This is a genomic window from Paenibacillus sp. NAIST15-1, from assembly GCF_001894745.1.
GTDB classification, from domain to species: Bacteria; Bacillota; Bacilli; order Paenibacillales; family Paenibacillaceae; genus Paenibacillus_B; species Paenibacillus_B suaedae.
Window position 1 is genome coordinate 310,613 of record NZ_BBYF01000004.1, and the last position, 21,028, is coordinate 331,640.

20 protein-coding genes are annotated in these 21,028 nt (G+C 46.5%); 3 read left to right on the forward strand and 17 right to left on the reverse strand.

Annotated features, from left to right (window positions below):
- Positions 1-45: 45 nt before the first annotated feature.
- The 3 genes from PBN151_RS12265 to PBN151_RS12275 all read right to left on the reverse strand — a co-directional run bounded on the left by PBN151_RS12265 (position 46) and on the right by PBN151_RS12275 (position 3,635).
- Positions 46-1,980: a M48 family metallopeptidase gene (locus tag PBN151_RS12265; protein ID WP_072729147.1), complete on the reverse strand. Its 1,935-nt coding sequence runs from the start codon at positions 1,978-1,980 to the stop codon at positions 46-48.
- Between the two features lie 67 nt (positions 1,981-2,047).
- Entirely contained in the window at positions 2,048-2,338 is a 291-nt protein-coding gene (locus tag PBN151_RS12270) for a hypothetical protein (protein ID WP_072729148.1), read from the reverse strand.
- Between the two features lie 40 nt (positions 2,339-2,378).
- Positions 2,379-3,635: a Tle-like phospholipase domain-containing protein gene (locus PBN151_RS12275; protein WP_072729149.1), complete on the reverse strand. Its 1,257-nt coding sequence runs from the start codon at positions 3,633-3,635 to the stop codon at positions 2,379-2,381.
- 149 nt (positions 3,636-3,784) lie between these two features.
- On the opposite strand from PBN151_RS12275, the gene PBN151_RS12280 reads away from it, so the two are divergent.
- Both PBN151_RS12280 and PBN151_RS12285 read left to right on the forward strand, forming a co-directional pair.
- Entirely contained in the window at positions 3,785-4,039 is a 255-nt protein-coding gene (locus PBN151_RS12280; RefSeq protein ID WP_139295329.1) for a hypothetical protein, read from the forward strand.
- Positions 4,040-4,266: 227 nt separating this feature from the next.
- Positions 4,267-4,743 carry a hypothetical protein gene (locus PBN151_RS12285; RefSeq protein WP_072729151.1) on the forward strand — a complete coding sequence of 159 codons (477 nt, stop codon included), beginning with the start codon at positions 4,267-4,269 and terminating at the stop codon, positions 4,741-4,743.
- Between the two features lie 57 nt (positions 4,744-4,800).
- Here PBN151_RS12285 and PBN151_RS12290 read toward each other — a convergent pair whose 3' ends face one another.
- Positions 4,801-5,262 (reverse strand): hypothetical protein, encoded by a 462-nt coding sequence (locus PBN151_RS12290; protein WP_021257305.1) that lies wholly within the window; start codon positions 5,260-5,262, stop codon positions 4,801-4,803.
- Between the two features lie 490 nt (positions 5,263-5,752).
- On the opposite strand from PBN151_RS12290, the gene PBN151_RS31890 reads away from it, so the two are divergent.
- Complete coding sequence (locus PBN151_RS31890) at positions 5,753-6,274, forward strand: hypothetical protein (protein ID WP_227774597.1); 522 nt, start codon at positions 5,753-5,755, stop codon at positions 6,272-6,274.
- 233 nt (positions 6,275-6,507) lie between these two features.
- Here PBN151_RS31890 and PBN151_RS12305 read toward each other — a convergent pair whose 3' ends face one another.
- The 13 genes from PBN151_RS12305 to PBN151_RS12365 all read right to left on the reverse strand — a co-directional run bounded on the left by PBN151_RS12305 (position 6,508) and on the right by PBN151_RS12365 (position 20,995).
- Entirely contained in the window at positions 6,508-7,149 is a 642-nt protein-coding gene (locus tag PBN151_RS12305; protein ID WP_227774599.1) for a hypothetical protein, read from the reverse strand.
- A 310-nt stretch (positions 7,150-7,459) separates the two neighbouring features.
- Positions 7,460-8,536 (reverse strand): LacI family DNA-binding transcriptional regulator, encoded by a 1,077-nt coding sequence (locus tag PBN151_RS12310; protein ID WP_072729153.1) that lies wholly within the window; start codon positions 8,534-8,536, stop codon positions 7,460-7,462.
- 121 nt (positions 8,537-8,657) lie between these two features.
- Positions 8,658-11,732: a beta-galactosidase subunit alpha gene (gene ebgA / locus PBN151_RS12315; RefSeq protein WP_139295330.1), complete on the reverse strand. Its 3,075-nt coding sequence runs from the start codon at positions 11,730-11,732 to the stop codon at positions 8,658-8,660.
- 326 nt (positions 11,733-12,058) lie between these two features.
- Positions 12,059-12,634: a putative ABC transporter permease gene (locus PBN151_RS12320; protein WP_072729154.1), complete on the reverse strand. Its 576-nt coding sequence runs from the start codon at positions 12,632-12,634 to the stop codon at positions 12,059-12,061.
- Between the two features lie 93 nt (positions 12,635-12,727).
- Entirely contained in the window at positions 12,728-13,381 is a 654-nt protein-coding gene (locus PBN151_RS12325) for a hypothetical protein (RefSeq protein WP_072729155.1), read from the reverse strand.
- A gap of 268 nt (positions 13,382-13,649) precedes the next feature.
- The gene (locus PBN151_RS12330) at positions 13,650-14,750 is read right to left on the reverse strand and encodes an AI-2E family transporter (protein WP_072729156.1); all 1,101 of its coding nucleotides are present in this window, start codon (positions 14,748-14,750) and stop codon (positions 13,650-13,652) included.
- Between the two features lie 128 nt (positions 14,751-14,878).
- Positions 14,879-15,277, reverse strand: coding sequence for a DoxX family protein (locus PBN151_RS12335; RefSeq protein ID WP_072729157.1), 399 nt, complete (start codon positions 15,275-15,277; stop codon positions 14,879-14,881).
- 98 nt (positions 15,278-15,375) lie between these two features.
- A complete protein-coding gene (locus PBN151_RS12340; RefSeq protein ID WP_065291456.1) occupies positions 15,376-16,224 on the reverse strand; it encodes a M56 family metallopeptidase in 849 nt (282 codons plus the stop codon).
- Between the two features lie 3 nt (positions 16,225-16,227).
- On the reverse strand, positions 16,228-16,641 hold the full coding sequence (locus tag PBN151_RS12345) for a BlaI/MecI/CopY family transcriptional regulator (RefSeq protein ID WP_021257316.1): 414 nt from the start codon (positions 16,639-16,641) through the stop codon (positions 16,228-16,230).
- A 78-nt stretch (positions 16,642-16,719) separates the two neighbouring features.
- Positions 16,720-18,171, reverse strand: a complete 1,452-nt coding sequence (gene cls, locus PBN151_RS12350; RefSeq protein WP_072729158.1) for a cardiolipin synthase — start codon at positions 18,169-18,171, stop codon at positions 16,720-16,722.
- A gap of 74 nt (positions 18,172-18,245) precedes the next feature.
- The gene (locus tag PBN151_RS12355; protein ID WP_072729159.1) at positions 18,246-19,511 is read right to left on the reverse strand and encodes a GerAB/ArcD/ProY family transporter; all 1,266 of its coding nucleotides are present in this window, start codon (positions 19,509-19,511) and stop codon (positions 18,246-18,248) included.
- A gap of 54 nt (positions 19,512-19,565) precedes the next feature.
- On the reverse strand, positions 19,566-19,784 hold the full coding sequence (locus tag PBN151_RS12360) for a hypothetical protein (protein WP_072729160.1): 219 nt from the start codon (positions 19,782-19,784) through the stop codon (positions 19,566-19,568).
- A gap of 5 nt (positions 19,785-19,789) precedes the next feature.
- Positions 19,790-20,995, reverse strand: a complete 1,206-nt coding sequence (locus PBN151_RS12365; RefSeq protein ID WP_072729161.1) for a Ger(x)C family spore germination protein — start codon at positions 20,993-20,995, stop codon at positions 19,790-19,792.
- Positions 20,996-21,028: the final 33 nt, after the last annotated feature.

Consider the following 21,028-nt stretch of genomic DNA (forward strand, 5'->3'; position numbering starts at 1 on the left):
CAGCAAGCTGCTTTCTTTGTTAGGATATAAGGGATATAAACAGCATCAACCGACTTCTTGCTCGCCTATATGACTTACATGATAAATATACGACCCAGGAATTGATTTCATCTGTTCGATCACACCATGATAGGTAGCGTAATCGATCATGTACACATAGGCCCCTGGTAAATCCAGTTCTTCCGCACATTTGTCCGTAAATTCGGAGAGCCACTCTGCCTCTTGGCCAGCAGCCTCCTGCGGTACGTCAACAACTACACCATACAGGTACACTCCATATTGATCAGGGAAATGCTCCAATTTCTTCTGAACCAGATACGCTTCTTGGATGATAGGGATAGAAGCAAGCTTCTCTCTGGCATCCTTCAGCTCTTGCTCACTCAGCCCATGATGGATATAGGTGTTGTCCTGAAAGGTTAGATGCGTACGTTCCTCAATCGCATCCTTGTTCTCTTCCATCCAATCCATCGCGCGTTCCGCATAAGGATCAGCTTCCTCATATCGCCCCATGTGAACCAGATAATTGTAGATCCACCGGCACATCTGATTCGTCCGGAACATATCCAGCTTCATCACTCGTTCAAGCAGATGAATTCCGCCTTCATCTAAATACTGCAAGCGGATGCGTCCTTCTTCTTGCAGCGGCTCAATCTGATCCACATACTCCTCATTAATACGTTTTAGAAGAGGAAGAGCCTCTTCGCCGCCATACAGCAATTCCGTTGTATGCGCATAGCGGCACCCCTGCTCGAAGCTCAGCTTGCCTTGCTGCTGAAGCTCTTGCTTCAGCTCTTCATGCTCCGCCCGTACCGGCGCATATTCGTGGTGTCGCTCTTGCCAGCTTGTTGCAATTTGTGCAATCCAGCGGTTGTCCACTTCTTCCAGCAGCACCTTGTACAAGCTGCCTAGAAAATATTCTGCCGCCGTAGAGCCGCTTAACGATTCCCATGAAGGAACATGAGGTGCATCAGGAGACTGCTGAATTGCCTGCAGCCGATCCGACAAGGACGGATGCGTGTCCGTCAGTCCCGTTCGTTCAGCTAGTGCCGCCTGCCCCCATTGCCGCACCGTACGTTCTGGAAGGCCCTCTTTCAAGAAACGTTCCAACGAAACGTAAATACGAGGAGGTTCCGATACGCGCTGTGCAGCCCGATACTGCTTCGGCCAAAATACTTCCGACAAATAAGCGCCTAACACATGGATCTTATACAGGGAGGAGGCTGTTACTTCTGCGCCAGCCAGCTGCACTGAGGCGCGGTCTGCACTATATTCGTTCGCCCGCCGCAGTACGAATGTATATGCGGAGTAGTAAGGATAGAACTTGTTAAAGAATTTCTTGAACAACCCTGTACCGAACTGATTTTTCTCCTCCAGCTTCCCTACAATCGTTCCCCATGTCTTCACGACCCGGTATACCCAGCCTGAGAACCGGCTGTCACCGCCAGACAAATGCCCAAGCTCATGCGCGATTGTCGAACGGAACTCTTCTGGCGTAGAGGCCATCATGTAAGGCAATCCAACAATCAATATATTTTTGTGCCAACCAAACATACCTAAGCGAGGATGCTGCAGCATCGCAGCATTGAATTGTTCATCTACGATGATGCTGTCCACGCGAGGGGCCTTTAATTCACGCGCCATTCGATCAACCTCTGCATACAGTTCCGGCACTTCCGAACGCAACAATACGCGCCCTTCCGGCTGCTCGAAGCGAACCCATAATGAACGTAGAATAATAAGCGCAAGCGGAATAAGAATAATGAATAGCTTCACTTCACCCGCATTGACTCGTCCAGTGGAGATGGAATACCAGATGAGACCGCCTACTAAACCAAGCAGAATTGCTAAAATGAGATAAATATAGCTGAATCCAAGCACTGTTAATCCAAGTACGCGCAGCTTGTATCCTTGCGGAGAGCGCTTCGCGGACTTTTCTAGACGTTCGATGAGAGCTGCGAACTTCTCGTAATCGACTTCCATTCTGTTATGCACCTGCTTCTTATGTAGTCATACATACGATATCTATCATGCTGCTTCCTTCAACCCCTCACATCCAGCGTACTGAAGCCGCAGACTGATCCGCACGTTCCATATCCTGAATATACCGGAACAGCTCTTGCTGACGCTCCGTCAGGAGGCGCCTTCGCATGACAAGCTCTGATTGGAATTTGCTTAACCGCTGCTTCATCTCATCAGCAGAGATACCAACCCAATCCTGAAGCCTCGCAAGCTGCTGCTGAACATACTGCTCATTGCGCTCCAGCAGCTCTGCTAACTGACCAATCTGCTTGTGCGCTTGGCGCAAATCATTCAATTCGACCAGGATACGGTCGTTCATCATATTCCCTCCTTTGCTTCTCGACCTTCCATTCATTTCATTAAGCCAAATCAGCCGCCTTGAACTCATTGGCCTTGCGATCAATATAGCCTGCAAGCTCCTGCACTGCAGTCGCATACCATTCCGTCATCTGCGTAAGTTCTTGCGTGGTGTTCTCTGCTATCGATACGATGCGCTTGCTCTGACTCGTATGAATCAACTTCGTAATACTGCCAACTGCCGAGCCCGCCTGATCTTGGAATTGTCCAACATGCTGCTCTAGCGTTCGCGCCACACTGCTGAGCTCTTCGGGGCGAAGCGCAATCAGCTTGCCTCCACCTAGTCCCCCCATGGCCGCGCTTAACGCAGCTTGAACGAGCCCCCCGCCTAATGACATCCCCGCAAGAAGAACGGAATCGCCTTCAAGCAGCGCACGCGGCGAAATCGTCAATTTTTCCCCTGTCGCCCGATTGATCAGCTCATTCTTGATATCGCCATCCTTATTAAACTTGTATTGATCCAAGGAATGAAAATTTTTATCGCCGGATATGGTATCAATAAACCGTTTAATTCGTCCCTTAATACCCTTGTATTCGCTATTCGCGGTCTTAAAATCTTCGCCAAGATAATACGTTGAGCCAACATGGCTATCATACTCTTTGAGCGGTCCCGCTCCTATCGAATCGCTCGGGTGCACATAATTGATAATTTTGTCGTCAAACTCTCCATTTTTGGCTTTTTCCGCTAATTTGTCAGGCAGCAGATTTGTTACGCTTGGTGCACTGTACGTTACCGCACCAACACTATTTTTAGCGCCAGCATACTGCGCCAAGCCGCCGCCAAGGGAGTGTCCGGTCAACGTAACCTCATATTCGGGATACTCCTCCTTCACCTGCCTCACGAGCACATCAGCTTGCCGGAACTGATTATGCTTGTAGTCATGTATATCTTGCTCCATATTTTTCCTCGGGTCTAGGTACGAGAGAATTATATTTTCCCTGGAACTGAATCGTTCCTCCAAATCCTTCGCCTTGCCGAGAACAACATCATTTAAATCCGTCTTGAAATCAGGTAGTGAACGATCAAGGCTTGATGACCCTTCTGTACCTCGAAATCCAACAACTACTTGCTTCGTATCCTTATTGCGGAACACGACTGCATCGAATCCAGATTCAGAATCATGCAGCATCGTACCCTTCGGCTCAACAACCTCCCACGAGCCACTTGCGCCATCATATGCGCCAGGTGGAACCTTATCATAAGCTGAACTGGACATTTTCCAATAATCTTCATCTGATATGCGTGTTTTTTGGGCCATAGGATCTCCTGTCTTTTCATTTTTTGGTATCTATCATACAATATTATAAAAATACTTCCTGTAGGAGTGAAGACGTTATGCAAAAAAATGTCCGCTATACAGGTTTTTTGATTCTCATTTTTGCAATCTTAATAGGATGTGAAGCCACTATGAACCCTGAACAAAAGCAAGCAGCTGTTCAACAAGCAATGGCAACAGGAACTGAATATTTTAAGGACAAATACGGTTTGGAGACGGAATGGACAGAGCATCAATTCCAGCCTGAGCACGCCTCCAGTCACATTGCGTTATACGGGCATGTCAAGGATAAGCCTGAGGACAACATTTACATTCTTATCAATTACAAGACGTTCGAAGTGATTAGTTCGGTGCACCCGAAAGAAGAAATTACAGACAAAAAATAAGCAGATTCAGACACGAATTTTACTGCTGTACACGTGAAAGGAGCTATCCCAAGTTTAGGACAGCTCCTTTTTTTGATAATTTTCTTATTTTAACACTGACGAATCATTCCCGGAACATGGAGAAGATGTCCTTTGACTGACAATAAGACTCTGAGTGGTTCTATTACTTATCATTTTTGGTAAAATGTATGTGGTGCACATTTTCCATAATTTAAGGAGGGATGGTAATGTCAACATCTAAGAAATCTGTTTTGATAATTGCAGGCATACTGATCATCAGTGTAATAGGCGTTTTTCTCTATAATGCAAATAATGAGAGAACTTTTTCATTTAATGAGTTGCTGCATGAGCATTTTAAGGAAAGAGAAATTGAGTCTATTTTTATACAAAAGTTTGTATCAGCCGCGGACTATAGCGATACTCTCTTTAATGATAAAAAAGATATAGAATTCTTCATGCAATCACTTCCTGAAATCCAAGTAAGGGGCGACTCTTCTTCTCGTGGTTTTCCTGAATATCCAACATATGAATTTGTTATTAAAGGAAAAAACGAAAAGCTATTTTTGGGTATTATTATTTCTAGTAAGGATATCTTGATGCATGATTACGAAAAAAAGGAGAACTATTCATACAAGATTGCAAATGAATTCAGGCTTGGTGATTTAGAATTCCTTGATCCATTTTTAGCTAAGCTGAAAAGATGATAGGAAAAGAACAGTAAGAGACAACACAAGGTCATCTCTTACTGTTCTACCTGAAAATTATTGATCAGTAGACCAACTACCTCCGCGATAATGAAGTCCAGTGGTACGGCCTTCTCCAGTAATAAATCGAACATAGCCACCAGAAGTGTTATACTCAACCATTGGTACTTCCACCCGAATACGATCATATTGTGTATTGTTACGTAGGTACTCAGCAACCCCAGACATGTAGAAAGAGCCGTCTTTAACTTGTCTCTCAAGTGTTGTTCCAGAACCTAATCCTCCGGCAAGACCAAGAATAGTTGCTGCCCAGCCTCCAATAGTAGCAATGGTACCACTAGCAACTGAGAACAGTATCCCCATGGCAGTGGAGGAATCACTCAATTTGCTAGAAAAACTGCTAGCATTTGTATTTTTCCCAAATCCCTCTAGGTAAATAGTTCGCTGCGCCCCCATGAGTGCATAAGCCTCGTTCAGATTCAATTCAAGTGTTTGTGGATACTCTCTAAATTCAGCCATAGTAATATTCCTCCTAATTGATTTTAGTGTGAATCAAGAAATTTGCTTCATCGATGAATTTTCCCCTTCACACTATATAAGGAAACGGCATTCAGAAAAGTACAACCTTAGTGATAAAAAAAGTCTGTTCGATTTTTACGAACAGACTTTTTCGGGTTAATTTGTGTCTAATTTTTCTATCGCAACTATTAGCTTTTTTGATTGTTTCTTCTAGGTTGTTAAATTTCCCACCAATAGTTTGTAAGATATGCTTCAATACCAGTTCTACTGGAAACCAAAGATTAGTTATGAGTGATACCGTATCCATTGCCCCCATATACATTCACCTCTTAAAATCATTACTACTTAGTAAAGAGGAATTTAAAAATTCATTTTTGGCCTTTTGTAGGCAAAAAATGTGATAGAATAGGAACAAATGTTCTTGAATTGGTTGTATTTCCCTGTTTCTGATTTCCTTGAATTAAAAGACTTATTTTTAGGAGGGATATGAATGAAGGATAAAAATGCATCTGTCATAGAACAATATCAGAAAGAACTAAAAAGGATTGCGTGGCGATTACAATACTATGCGAGAGTTAGGCGTAGACGAGAAACAGCATTAAACGACTACATGTACTTAACAACGCCTGTTCATGATCATTATAGAGAGAGTCACATATATGTTATGGATCTTATAGATAAAATTCTGTTTGAAACTGGAAAGCAGATCATTTTCAAAATATATATTCAAGAAAAACCTGAAACCCAAATCGCTAAAGAAATGAATATAAGTCAACAGGCGGTGAGCAAATGGAAAAGAAAGTGCCTCAAATATCTTTATCAGAAGATGAATTTATTAGCTAGACAAAATAATAAAGAAGCCACTTTGCGACTGATACAACACTTCGAGGATGATATTTTATATTTGAGCAAGTTCATAAATATGCCTAGTGAGGATGCTGTACAGAGCATAAAGTTAGAGCTATTGCAGCTAATTAAACATGGTTCATATGGTTGTATAACTAGTGACTAACAACAAAGGAGAGTGTCCCATATGGGAACCGTCCCCTTCGAGTAGAATGTAAATATGCTAGAAATCTTCTGGATAATTGCTTACTTCTCAGAAGTGGTATGTCCTTTTTATACATTGAGGCGCTCTTTACAGTAAAAGATTTAATGATTTTGTTAGGTTTTGTTACTCACCTGTATACCTTAGGGAGGCTTATCAAATTTAGAACCTCCCTATTCTTATATACAAACACAAGTTTACAGCGCTACAGTCATGCTGTTCCAATCATTGGCCTCTTGGGAGACTGGACTCACGAGATTGCGCAAATCACCCTTAAATACAAGTTCCAGCAGCTCGGAGCTGCGGAAATCATCGGGCTCTACAGCTGCCGCAGGCTTACCGACGACGTTCAGGCCGCATTCCTCGAATAGCGACGCAACGAATTGAGAACAGAAAAACGCCTTCTCCCGCTCAACCTGCAGCTTGAATGGAATGCCTAGCACGCCAAGCAAGTTATACGAATATTTAGCTTCATTGAACATCATGGTGATGATGCGGGCACGAATCATATGGTATTGCGCAGCATTCACCATGCAGCGGTACATGGCGCATATCGTCGGCTTACCGTCAGCACGCAGTAGATCACGCTCTATCTCTTCACGCATGAAGCCTGCTGTTAACGGATTTCGGGAAGGCTTCTGTCCGAAGCTATATACTTCCTGCAATGCCGGATCGAAGGCTATAGATACATGATTCAGCGGTGCCTTGGTGTACATTCGAATGAGCTTAGAAAACAGTGTTCCTGTATCGGTCAGTACGATATAAATCGGATACCTCTTCGCATCACCCTGTCCTGTGCCCTTACCCGCATTGATTATGCTGTCCATCCATTCACCCATGCTACATTCGCCCCTATCGCTCTCTGTATTGCTGTTAGTTCCATTTTATATATTGGTCATCTATTCCAACACGTGCTGGCGACGGGTTCTGAACTGGACTTTCGTCGGGTGAGCGCATCCAACCTGCTATTGACTCTCAGATTCTTAAGCAGCAGCCACTCATTAATAGCGGCTCCTCCCACACTGTATGGCCGGCCATTTTGTTATTCGTGCATATGCATTCCTAGATCCCTCCATGTACACAAAAGGAGCCCAATTCCTAAGAATTGGACTCCTTCACCGTTCCGAATGTTCCATTGTGTTCTACATCTTAACGCAGTCTGGCAGCTGGCCCGCAGCTCTCCCGCACGATCAGCTCTGTTGGTATCATAACCTTCTTGCCAATGATCCGCTGCTTCTCCAGCCGCTCCATCATGAGCTCCAGCGCTGTATCCCCGATACAGTCACTATGCAGTCTTACTGTGGTAAGCGCAGGGGTCATGAATTGAGCAACCGCAATATCATTGAAGCCAACCACACTAATATCCTCCGGCACTCGCATGCCGTGCTCCTGAATGGCCCGAATCGCACCGATTGCCATAGAGTCATTCGCCGCAAGGACGGCGGTACAGCCGCGACCAGATGCAATTAATTCCTTCGTCAAACGGTAGCCATCCTCGGCTGAGAAGGTTCCGACACGCACCAAGGATGAATCAAAGATTCCCGCTTCCTTCATCCACTTCTCATAGGCGACCTCTCGCCGATCCGCTGTTGAGGCTCCATCCAGCATGTCTCTTCCGCCGACATACGCAATTCGCTCATGTCCTAATGCACGAATATGCACCAGTGCCTGTTCTACAGCATCATGCAGATCGACCGTCACAATATCCGACTTGCGATCCCAAGGAACATCATCCACATATACGATTGGAGAGGAGGAGCGTTGGAGCTCATGCAGCTGACCTGACCCAATCGGCCCAACCACGATGAACCCCGATGCAGCAGAAGCAGGAAGGGATCGTTCTCCCTTCTTGCCTACCTCTACAAGCTGCACGCCTCGCTCCCGAGCTGCTTCTTCTATCGCAAGCCGCACCGTTAAATAATACGGATCATTCAGCTCCTCACTCTTGTCATAGGTCATGACAATTCCGATCGTGTTCTGACTCGCCCTGATTTGCACAGGAGCAGGCGGTTCCGCTATCGGCACGGGCATCGAAGGCTCCGGCGCAGCCATATCCATCGTTCGCTTCTTCCGCTTGTACTTGTTATAGCCGAGCTCTTCAGTCGTTTCCATAATGCGGCGCCGCGTCTCGTCTGATACCGACAATGTCTCATCGAAGTTCAGCACGCGAGACACCGTGGATATCGACACACCAGCCCGCTCCGCAATTTGTTTCAGGGTAGCCATTTCGCCCTCCAATCGTTATGCGTCGCCAGCAATCCGTCATTCCGTTATTCCGTCATTCTTTCATTTCCTTACGATTGTACTGTATTCTTGCCCAAAAGCATAGAGGAAAGCCTCGCGATTGCTAGTTGCGGCGCACTGTTTCCTTCGCCTTCATCACATCTGAGATTTCCTTATTCGAATATACAGACAGCTTCAGATTCAGCTCGAACGGCTCAAATCCACTGCGATATTGACTCAGCTGGCGCTGTCCGCAGGAATTCGAGCCTAGACCATTCTGCTTCGCATCGAGATGCAGCACAATGTAATCCCGCTTCTTCAAATCAACCGTATGCTTGGCAGCATCCAAATCCTTAACTTCATAATAAGAAGCACTAAAGTCCATCTTTGGATACGCAACTGCCATGATCCCTACCCCATAACGATCCGCCAAGCGAACCCAGCGGCAGTCCGTATGATTGCCATTTTCCTGTGGATGCACGTAATTCGTGAACATTTCATCCACCGTCCGCTCATAGACGCCAAACTGATTTGCCTGCTTGGAATCTACATACGACTCCCCAGGACCTCTGCCATACCATTTGCCATTCTCACAAGCAGCACGTACACGAAGTTCCACACCAACGCGCGGAATCATCTCCGGCGCCTGTTCCTTCACGCCACCCGGCTCTCCGCTCACATCGAGCAGCACATCGCCATTCGGGTAGATACAATAATCATAGCGGGAACGGTAATGCCAAGCGGCGTTCGTCGTCCCATTCAAGACAGACACCGTCACACGGACAACATCGCCTTCCTGTGAATAGGTGACTCCTTCTACAATTTCATGCATCAAATGCATAAATGTCTTAGTTCGGTAATCATCCACGACATACATATCATTATCGATCGGCGCGCGCCAGAACTGAAGCTTTGGACCCTCTTCCACAACCGTAGTGCCATGATGTGTCCATGAGGTCATGCGGCCCTTGACCGTATCGAAGCGAATGCTGAACTCTTCCCCGCGGACGATGAGCTCACAGTGTCCCTCTTCCATCGTAAGCGTACCGCTCGGCTCGATGTACAGCATCTCACCAGCAATCGGCAGGAGGAATTGCGCCGTCGCCAATTCATGTCCTGCTTGTGCCCAGGCACAGTCACTCTTCAACGTATAAGAAAGATTCACATAGTAGTCCGTTCCCGGTTCAGGCGTGAAATCGAGTGAGTATCCGAGCTCTACCTCCTTGCTTGTGCGTGCAGCGATTCCAGTAATGTCTGCTTCGCCTGTCTGCAAAATGCAGTCATCCTTCACAATCGAGAAACGCAGTGCCAATTGATCCAGCGATGCAAAGTCATATTTGTTGCTGACGCGGATCAAGCCGCGCTGCAAATCAACCTCATGCGTATGAACAGGTTCAATGACCTTTTTATATTCCAACAATCCCGGTGAAGGGGTACGATCTGGCATGACAAGCCCGTCAATACAGAAGGCTCCATTCGTCGGATCATCGCCGAAGTCTCCGCCATAACGATAATAGACACGACCCCGCTCATCGATTGTCTGGATGCCGTGATCACACCATTCCCAGACGAATCCGCCTTGCAGCTTATCATGTGCGTAGAATAGATCTTGATACTCTTGCATATTGCCCGGTCCATTCCCCATCGCATGAGCGTACTCGCATAGAATATGCGGCTTCGTAGAGTTCTCAATAATATACTGCATCGTCTTCCGCTCCGGATGATCCAGCCACGTATACATCGTCGAGTACACGTCCGCAATATCCGTATCTCTGTCCCCTTCATAGTGGACGAGGCGTGTCGGATCCATTTCCTTCGCACGGAGACCCATCGCTCTGAAGTTGCGGCCATAGCCTGATTCGTTGCCAAGCGACCACATGATAATACAAGGATGATTCTTATCCCGCTCAATCATGCGCTCAATACGATCGACGTATGCTTTCTCCCATGCCGGATCATCCGTAATCCAATTAAAGTTGTCTGTCAGCTCGAAGCCGTGGCACTCCAGATCCGTCTCATCGATCACATACATGCCATACACATTGCACAGCTCATATAAGCAAGGCGAATTCGGATAATGCGCCGTACGGATCGCATTAATATTGTGCTGCTTCATGAGGCGAATATCCTTCTCGATATCATCGCGCGATACAACACGTCCTGTAATCGGATGCGCATCATGGCGGTTGACACCCTTCAGCTTGATGGCAATCCCATTGACGGTGAATGTGTCCCCCTTCAATTCAACAGCGCGGAAGCCCACCTGCTGTGGAATGACCTCAATGACCTCATCCCCGTCTGTTAAGGTGAAGAGAAGGGTATATAAGTACGGCGTCTCCGCACTCCATAACTTCGGAGCCGCAATTGGGACAGCAGTCGCGATGCGTTCGCCCGCAGGCATATCGCCGCAGGCTACCCGTTGTCCAACTGCATCAAGCAGCTCGTAAGACAGCGTGTGTCCCTGCTTCGCACCACGAATATCTGCGCTCAGGCGAAGGATCGCATTCGTAAAAGTAGAATCCAGCTCTGTGACCACTGTAAAGTCTTCAATCCCCGCAAGCGGCTGGGCATACAATTCGACATCACGGAATATACCGCTCAGCCACCACATGTCCTGATCTTCAATGTACGTTCCATCCGACCATTGATACACGCGGACACACACTTCATTCTGCCCTGCTTCTACATAGCTTGTAATATCAAATTCACTCAGCAGTCTTGCACCCTTGCTGTAACCGACTTCCTGCCCGTTCACCCATACATGGAATGCGGAATCAACGCCATGGAATCGCAAAATCACCTGCTGATTGTCCAGCCATTGCGGGCTAATCGCAAAGCTGCGCTTATATATTCCTGTCGGGTTGTCTGTCGGCACATAAGGCGGATTAATCGGGAAGTTGTACCATAAATCCGAGTAATGCATATTGCCATAACCCTCAAGCTGCCAGTTGCTCGGCACCGTAATGTCGTCCCAGTTCGAGCAATCAAATGATGGCCGCTCGAATCCCGGCGGCGAATACTCAGGCGCTTCCAAATAAGCGAACTTCCATGTACCATTCAAGCTCTTCCATTGATGCGCATACTTCGGCTCGTCCAGCAAGGCTAGTTGTCGATTCGGATAGGAGCGAAAGTACGCTCTCCCTTTCATACGGTTACAATTTGTAACACCCACATTTTCCCATTGCTTCATCACACGCATAGTACGGCCTCCTGCCACGGGGATTCATCACACGAACGACATCCATTTCCATCCGTCTCACCATTCGTTCCGTCTGAGATGTTGGATGAATCACATTTTCACTTTCTAATAAAATTTTACCTGAGATTAGTAAAATTCACAATCGTTTTAGTAAAATATTTTACTGATCATTTATTTTTTTACTAACTATTACATGGTGTCAGTAAAACTTTTAGTAAATACATGTTTTCCCTGTAAAATGGGTAATATCAACAAAAAGAAGAGCGAAGACATTTTGTCTCCGCTCTCGCAACCTTGATTTTACTATTATTTTACCTAAATTTTACTCAGCTTCGACTGTCTGCCATCAACTTTCCTTCACGTCTTCGCGACCATACGGTCCACGCCATGTCCACCCAAAAATAAATGACGAACATTGGGCATGCCATATTCCAGATTGCTGATATTTGCACGTAGCCAGCCTCTAGCAAGGGATGCAGCCCGTACACAACTGCTAGCGATAAGAACATCCAGCATAGTGAAAAGGATAGACAAACATGACCTTGAATCTGTATCCGATATGAAGAATAGTCCCACCATTTGCGATAAAATACCTTTTCCAGCATTAAGCCGCTCATATATTCGACAGCCGTCGGAATGACGAAGCTCAGCAGCAGAATGAGGCCCCAATTGCCCCCTTTTTCGACATAAGGAAGCAAGAGAAGAGGGGCAACTCCATACATAGGTTTGAATGGCCCTTGCAGGAAGCCCTCCTTCCAGAAACGGCCCGTTGTTAACTTACTGTATATGTTCTCAAGCAGCCACCCTCCGAACGAGTAGACCATAAAATAAAAAACGGCAGCCAATGCATCGTTGGCTGCCGCTCCTGTAACTTGCAGCGGAATCGGCACATGTGCCACCATAACGCATAACCTCCTTATGCCTGCATCAGCGGCATATCTCAAGCTAGACGTAGTATGGTTGTATTCCGCACCACTTATTCCCTGTTGTCTCGATTATTCAACGATAATAAGGCTAGCGTGCGACTGTCCTGGAAGGGAGAAAGTCATTGCCAGAGAGTGGAATGCCTTCACTTTCTGCCCTTCCTTCAAATCCGCCAATTTCAAAGCTACACCTTGCTTGTCCATGATGTATGTTTCTTTCGAGATATTCAAAACGACGTCATTATTGATATTGCCATCATTATCAACATCGACATGAACACGACCATTTACATCGCCTTCTGTCTTCGTTACGCTAAGCACCTTGCCTTCCTTAGCCGTTGTTTCGCCTTTGACAACAATTTTCTCGGCTCCGACTGTTCCCGGGAAGGTCATGAGCATAATCGGTCCAAATTGAACCTCAACAATTGCGCCCTCTTTCAAGGCATCTTTGCTGAGCGTCTGTCCCTTCTCGTTCACGATAACCGTGTTGTCTTGTACATTAATATGCAAATATTGTTGACCACGGAGAACAAATTTACTTCCGTTCCCCGACTCAATAATTCCTTGTGATGTCACATGTTCTTCTGGCAATGTCGAGCCCTCCTCTACAGGGTGAGACGATACGACATGACCTTGAATGGCCTCAGCAGCTACTGCTCCAGCGAATGGTACGCTAAGTACCGCCATAATTGATGCAATTGCCAAGCCCTTGTTCCATTTTTTCATTTTAAATTCCTCCTCTAATCTCATGTTGTTAGGGCACACCTATGTACCTACTTCTTGATGCCTTACGATTATTCGGTTTGTCTTCATAGACGGAGGAAGTATGCATAATGTTGCATAAAAAATAATTTGAATATGTATTCAATCCTATATGTGTCTTGCTTATGTCCAGTCCTGCCCTTACTAGATTTACCGCTAGCATATAAAAAGGTGCCAGAGGGAGAGCACACGATCCCCCTTTGGCACCTTATTCCTTATTATCTGTTCGTTCCTACTGCTCACCAATACGACGTTGAATAAATGAATCTACCGCCGTCTTAAGCACTGCAACAACTGGGACGGCAATGAACATGCCCAAAATACCGAACATAGCGCCTCCAATAATAATCGCAAAGATAATCCAAATGGGACCTATGCCCACTTTATTACCCACAATTTTCGGACCGATATAATAACCGTCGAACTGTTGGACAATGAAAATAAACAACGTAATCCATAGCGTCTGTTCTGGTGATACAAACAACGTAATGATACCAACGAACAACATCCCCATAAATGGGCCGAAGTACGGGATCACATTCGTTACGGCCACGAGCAAAGCGGACAACAGCGCATATGGCGCTTGAATAATAAGGAGTCCAATGAATACGATACTGCCTACGACCGTTGCATCCAAAATGACCCCTACAAAATATTGCGAGAAAATCATGTCCATTTTTCTCACGAAATCGATGACGCCTTCAGCCCGTTCCTTTTTAAGCAGGCCATGCAAAGTGCGCTTCGCGCCTGTCCCGATCTTCTCCTTGTCCTTCAACAAGTAGATCGAAACGATAAAACCGATAACGAGATTCAACAGCGCAGACGTAAAGGTAAACAAGCTGGACAGCAAATTATTCAGCATCAGCTTCAAGAAGTCACTAATTTGACTGGAGACAGAGCTGAAATGCTCGCTAATGCTGCTCGAGATTCCGGATTGAATGAACCATTCCTTACTCATGACATTGGCCTGCAGCCATATCTTCGTACTCTCCATATAGATCGGCATATCAGCCAGCAATGTGCTTACACTCTCAATCACCCGCGGTGTAATAACCGTAATCAGCAGCACAATAATGCCGAAAAACAAGGTATACACGGCTATAATACTAACGAATCGCTTCGATTTTGTCCTGGCCAACAGTCTCTTCTCCAAGAGATTAACAAGCGGGCGAAGAAGGTAGGCAATAAAACAAGCGATAAAAAACGGTGTAAGCATAGACAATAAGGCTACAACTCCACTAAGCACATAAGCAATATTGTCGATGAGCTTGTACACTATCACTGCAATGGTGAATAGCCCCAAGTAGCGCAGTGTTCTTCGATTCTTAAGCATGGTATCCCCCTGATTGCAAATTCGTCACGTATAACTTAGTATATCGATTTTCACAAGAAATGAAATAAATATGAAAAAAGCATTTTCTCATCGACATCATCGATGAGAAAATGCTTCTTATTTCGGTCTTATTGAGCTGCCTTGCTGCGACGGAACAATACGCGGTCAAGCGAGTAGTCCGCGCCTCCGCTTACTACTAAGTACAACGACATGGCTGCAAGCGCAATATCCAATTCATAGCCGCCTACGAAGCCCATTTGCAGCTTCACCGTGAAGATAGCCATAAGCATAATGACGGTAAACGCCGCCCCAATCCATCTTGTACCTAGACCAACGATGAGCAGAAGGCCTCCAATCAATTCAATAGCCGCGACAACGTATCCCATGAATCCCGGAATACCCAGACTTTCAAAGAAGCCTGCTGTATTGTCGAGCCCCCCTTGGAATTTCTCCAGGCCGTGAATGAAGAAAATAATCCCTAACGCAAGCCTGATGAACAATGTACCTAATCCTTGATTTACTGACATAATAAAACGCCTCCTATTTAACATAATATGTGTTAGTATGGTTGATTCATGAATCTTCAATTAAAACTACGCATTGTAGTGTAAAACTCTAAAAAAAATTAAGGCATAGCAGCAAAGAACAATAAACATAATGCAAGCAATACTTGCAGTGACACAATAGCCCGCGTAAACGGCAGCTTCATTGGAATATCTGTATCTGGCTCCAACAGCTGACGAATCCGGTAATTAATCGATGTATCTGCGAATGAGACATACGCAAATGGCATGCGCGGCGCCTTGCCTTGCTTCAACATCTTGAGCAGTGCGCTTCCTAAGTGTGCCGATGTTCCGAGACGTCCAATGGCGTAATGATCGGCCAGCACTTCACGGATGATGTTATACTGCTGCTTCGACCATCTCATAATTGGCATGTACCACATGACCGAAGCGAGAAGAGACAGAATGAACATCCGCAATGGATCTCGGTGCATCTGATGGAAAGCCTCATGATGGACAACTGCTTCCAGCTCATCATCATCAAGCAGTTCCATTAAGCCGGTCGATACGACCACGATTGGCAACCATAGCCCCATTGTGAACGCGATCGGGGAAGCATGCTCGACAATCATCATTCGCTGCTTGCCTTCATAGAACCGACTATTCATCTGAAGCGTCAGCTCCTGACTGCGATACGCATGCAGCTTCCAGTATGCTTTGCGAGACAGCCACATCTGCCGGATGAACAGGATCAGTACGCTAATAAGCGTACAGAACACATAGGCATCAAGCACGTACACGAACTTGGACAATCCGTAGTTCTGCATGAGCGTGGAGCACGCCTCGACGAGATTGAAGTGCAGTTCCCATCCGGCAAGCACCTTCATCGCATATAGTACCATTTGACAGAACAACACGGCTGCAATTAGAAGCATCGAACTGAAAATGAACGTAGATCGATTTTTCCACATTGTCTATTTATCCTTTTTCAATTGCTTGATTTTTTGTTCCAATTTGTCCAGCAGCCCCTCATCTACATCCTCCAAGGCATCCAGCATGTGATTCACGACAAGCGGACCGAATTCATCCATCAGCTCATGCGTTAATTCCTTGGACTGCGTATCGAGGAAGGCATCCCGACACAATACTGGGCGGAATAAGGAAGAACGCCCCTCCGTGCGCTTGACCAGGACTCCCTTATCCACGAGTCGGTTCATGACCGTCATGACGGTGTTGAAGTTGACGCACTTCTCTGCCTCAAGCTTCTTCTGCACGTCCTTAATCGTCATTTCAGAACCTTCCCACAGGACAGACATAACCTTGGCCTCCAGCGGCCCGAAGAATCGGTTCAATCCACTCTCGTGGAATTTGAAGTTATGAATTTTCATCGTGGAATTCCTCCCACTACAAATTGTAGTGTGATCGCAAACCTATGTCAAGTATGTCCATAATTAGGCATTAGACATTTATAAAATTGGCGACACCAATCGTGCGATGGATTCTACAAAGCGGTGATGAATTGACCGCTTCTGATACGTATTCCAATTTAACGCGATAGACTCCTTCATATCCTGCTCGAACAACTTGTCGAGCTCTCCCGCTACCGCTTTGTCATAGAGGAAGGCATTAACTTCGAAGTTCAGGCTGAAGCTGCGATGATCCAGATTCGCCGTACCAACCGTAGCAGCCCATCCATCTACAACCATCGTCTTGGCATGCAGGAAGCCCTTCTCATACCAATAGCACTTGGCACCAGCACGAAGCAATTCACCAAGATACGCATTTGATGCCCATTGCACCAAATGACTGTCTCCCTTCTTCGGAATCATGATGCGCACATCAACCCCGGATTGTACGGCAACCTTTAACGCGATGAGCACACTATCATCCGGCACAAGATACGGTGTCTGTACATAGATGCGATCCTTGGCTTCGAATACGAGCTTAAGCAACGCATTACGAATTTGCTGCTTATCGGAGTCCGGACCGCTAGATACAATTTGAACGGCCGTATTCCCTGTATGAACTGGTGTTGGAAAGTATCTTTTATTAAAGGCCAGATACTGTTCAGACGCGATGGACCAATCAAGCAAGAACTGGCCCTGAAGGCGATGAACAGCCCCTCCTTGCAGCTCAAGATGAGTATCACGCCAATGTCCAATCTTCGGATCGAGTCCGACGTACTCATCACCGATATTGAATCCGCCAACAAACCCAACCTTACCATCCATAACCGCGATTTTTCGGTGATTACGATAGTTGACACGCAAATTAAGATACGGGATCCGCGATGGGAAGAAGCGAAATACTTCTCCACCTGCTTCACGTAGAGCTGCAAGATCCCTATCCTTCAAGGCAGGCGATCCAATATCGTCATACAGCAGCCTTACCTCGACACCATCCGCAGCACGCTCCGTCAACGCGTCAATGATTCTGCGTCCGGTCGCATCCCCAGCCAGCTTGTAATACAGCAAATGGACATGATCTTCAGCATTCTGAATTCGTTCAACAAGCCGATCCATCATCTCGTCCCCGTCTGCAATGACACTCACCTTGTTGTCCTGTGTTAAAGGAGAGTAGCTGCTTACCAAGTTCATATAAATAAGCGGCTCATAGTACTTCACGCCATCATCCTGATATTCGAAGGTTCCCTCCCGAATTCCCCGCACTTGAGCTGCAATCTCATCTCGAACAAGACGTTCATTCCGAGGCTTGATTCGATAGACCTTCCGTCGCGCCAAATTCTGACCGAACAAAATATAGAATAGGAATCCGATGAATGGGAGCAGCAAGAGAAGCATTAACCATGCCCACGTTCCCCCTACATTGCGTCTCTCTAGAAAAATAACGATTGCCGCAAATAATAAATTAATTATCGGTATCCATATCGCCGCCAGCTCCAATAGATGTGTCCACATAGATAAGCCGCTCCTGTTCCTTAATATGACTCCATTGTACCATGAGAGAGGTGCATGCTCAGTCATTCATGTACTTAGCGTTCAGGAGGAGATGTTCGTCCACTGCTTGGCCGAAGGGCAGCAGGAGCATCATCCATGGGCACATCACTCCCGCCTCCCTTATCCGAGGAAGTGGATCCATTCTCTATCGCAGCCCCTTGCTCTTTGCATGATTCATTCTGGGGAGCACTCTCTTCTTGCTGTGTCTTCGCCTGAGTGTTGGATCGGTACATATCAACTAACAGCAGGAGCAAGGGCAGGACAAGCCCTGGCAGAAGCGCATAGGTCGCCCAATGATCGAGCAGCTTGCTAAGATAGGGAGAATTCGGGATGAATAAGATCGACCAGCTGACCGTGATCATCCCTAGCGGAATGATGAGGAAGCGATGTTCAGCTAGCTTCAAGGATTGGGCGAGGCCTACCGCAGTTGCATACAGAAGCAGCGCCATGCGGAAATAAGTCGTCAAAAACCAAATAACCGCCATCACCGCCTCGATCCGCTCCAAGAAATTACCGATGCTGATTTTTTTGGCCAGCGCATAGGTCGGATACATATGCCTCGCCGTACTCTCGGCTCCAAGGGCCAATATAGACAATAACGTTGTAATGATCAGGAACGCCCCGCCAATTATGCATCCCCACAGTAAAGCATTTGCCACTTTGCCTTGGTTCTTAACTGAAGGAAGAATCAGCAGCAAGATTGCCATGTCGAGGAAAGGAAAGCTGAAGAAGGTCAATCCCCCGCGCATGACCGGCACAAATCCACGTTCGAGAACCGGCAAGAACTGCTTCACTTCAACTTGCGGCATTACAAACAAAATAAAGCAAATAAATAGAAGCAGCACCCATGGGAAAAATATCTCAGCTCCTCGCGCAAACACTTCAATTCCAAGATAGGCACCGAAAATGATGATGAACATAAAGACAATATGAGTCGCCACAGCCGGTGTCTCCGGCATAATCTGCATCGTTATGAAATCGCCGATATCCCGCAGAGTAAGCGCCGCTGTAGTAAGTGCAAATCCGATAATGAAGCAAAGCGATGCTGCCTTGCCGAACACCTTGCCAAGGATCAACTCACAATATTCTGCTATCGATTGTCCCGGGTATCTTCGGCATAGGGCGGAGTACAGGGGGACGACGAGCAGGCCAAGAACTAAGGATAATAGAGCGGATAGCCATCCATCCTGCCGGGCTTCTTCCGCTAGGCTCGATGGGATAATCAAGATCGCACTTCCGATAATAAATAGTGCCGTCAAGATTGTCAGCTGACGAATACTTATGATGGATTGATCCTTCATCCGCCCTATCACCTCCTTGATGCTGCATCTCACTAGCTTGCTTGTCGTTCTTTACTACAGAAATCGCCTCAAAGGCTTAAACATCATCATGATCCAATCCATAGGATTCGGTATCCTCATTTTCATCCCGAGGGCTATACCAAACCCAGCAGCGATGAGCAGCATGATCAGCAGCACCCAGCGTTCCTTGTATAATTGCTGCCGCTTCATACGAGAGGATTCAGACAGGAAGGTGATCACCGCAATTACAATTGAGCCAATACTGATCCACATCTCCCCTACTCCTTCACGTCACGTAAGAATGAGTTGCCAATTGTCCCTGTCCGTACGATTTTCAAATCCACTTGAATGTGGACAGGTAGCTCCTTGAACAATTCAGCCCACCGTTCCTTATGTTGATTCCAGTAGCCCGGATATGCCCGGTGGACAGCTTCTCCAAATCCGAATATATCTGCACTTACTGCCTGCGCTCGCTGCAGTGATTTAGTTGAATGGTTAATCATCACTTGTTCTGCCGCCTTCTCCAATTGATCAAGAGTAGACTGCTGGCTTGTATCGATATTGCATTCAACATCTGCAACATTAGCCTCTGTTCGTATGAAGACGTTGATTTCTGGTCTATTATTTACAACCTTCGCCTTCACCTTGGTCTTGGAGCGAATGACCTCCACCCCCGCCTTCCCCCCAGACTCGCAGGGAACTTGAACGTAGGTGTTCTGCAAATTATCAGTCAAGTTGCTGTATCCCTTGCTCTCCGCCTCATTCATCCACCCCACGAGTCTGTCTCCCTTGAAGATGGCTATGCCTGAATACTTTAATAGCGCCTGGGTCTCGATCAGCTCCACATTCCCCTTCTTCTTCCCTGCCTCACGATCCCCCTGAATCAATATGCCTGTCAGCACTGCGTCCTTTCCGTAACTGGTTAAATTGGTTATCAAATCATCTAACCGAACACCCACTGTCGGTGCCCACGTCTTATCCGACACCTCTAGCGACTTATACATTTTATTGGCAGGTATTTTATCGAGCGGCGTATAGAAATTCAATATATCTCTCGCCGTAGTTCCCTTGGCAACCACGAGATAAAAATCAGTACGCAGCTCTTGATCACGTGATAGGAAATCGAGCGGCTTGCTGATGCCTTCACGCGCCATTTCTTCTCCAAAAACAAAAATTCGCAGATGCGAGAAATACACCTTGCGAGGTGTAATCGTGGTCATGCGTCGTATCGCTTGGAACACCGTATTTCCTTTTGCACTATATAGCGTTACAGGAGCCCTGTTGCCGCTCGGTTTGCGTGCCGATACCTCGCTTGGATCGACAACCTGCACAAATACCTCATACTGCCCATTGTCTGCTTTATCAATTCCCATCCCTACCGCTATGGCCAAATCATTCATCTCACGCCGATTCCAGCAGCCGGAGACGAGCAGACCAAGCAGCAGAAGCAGCAGGCAGCTGAGGAGAGCGGATCTCCGCTTCATGACTGTCGCCCCCTTTTTTTCACTTGATTATGT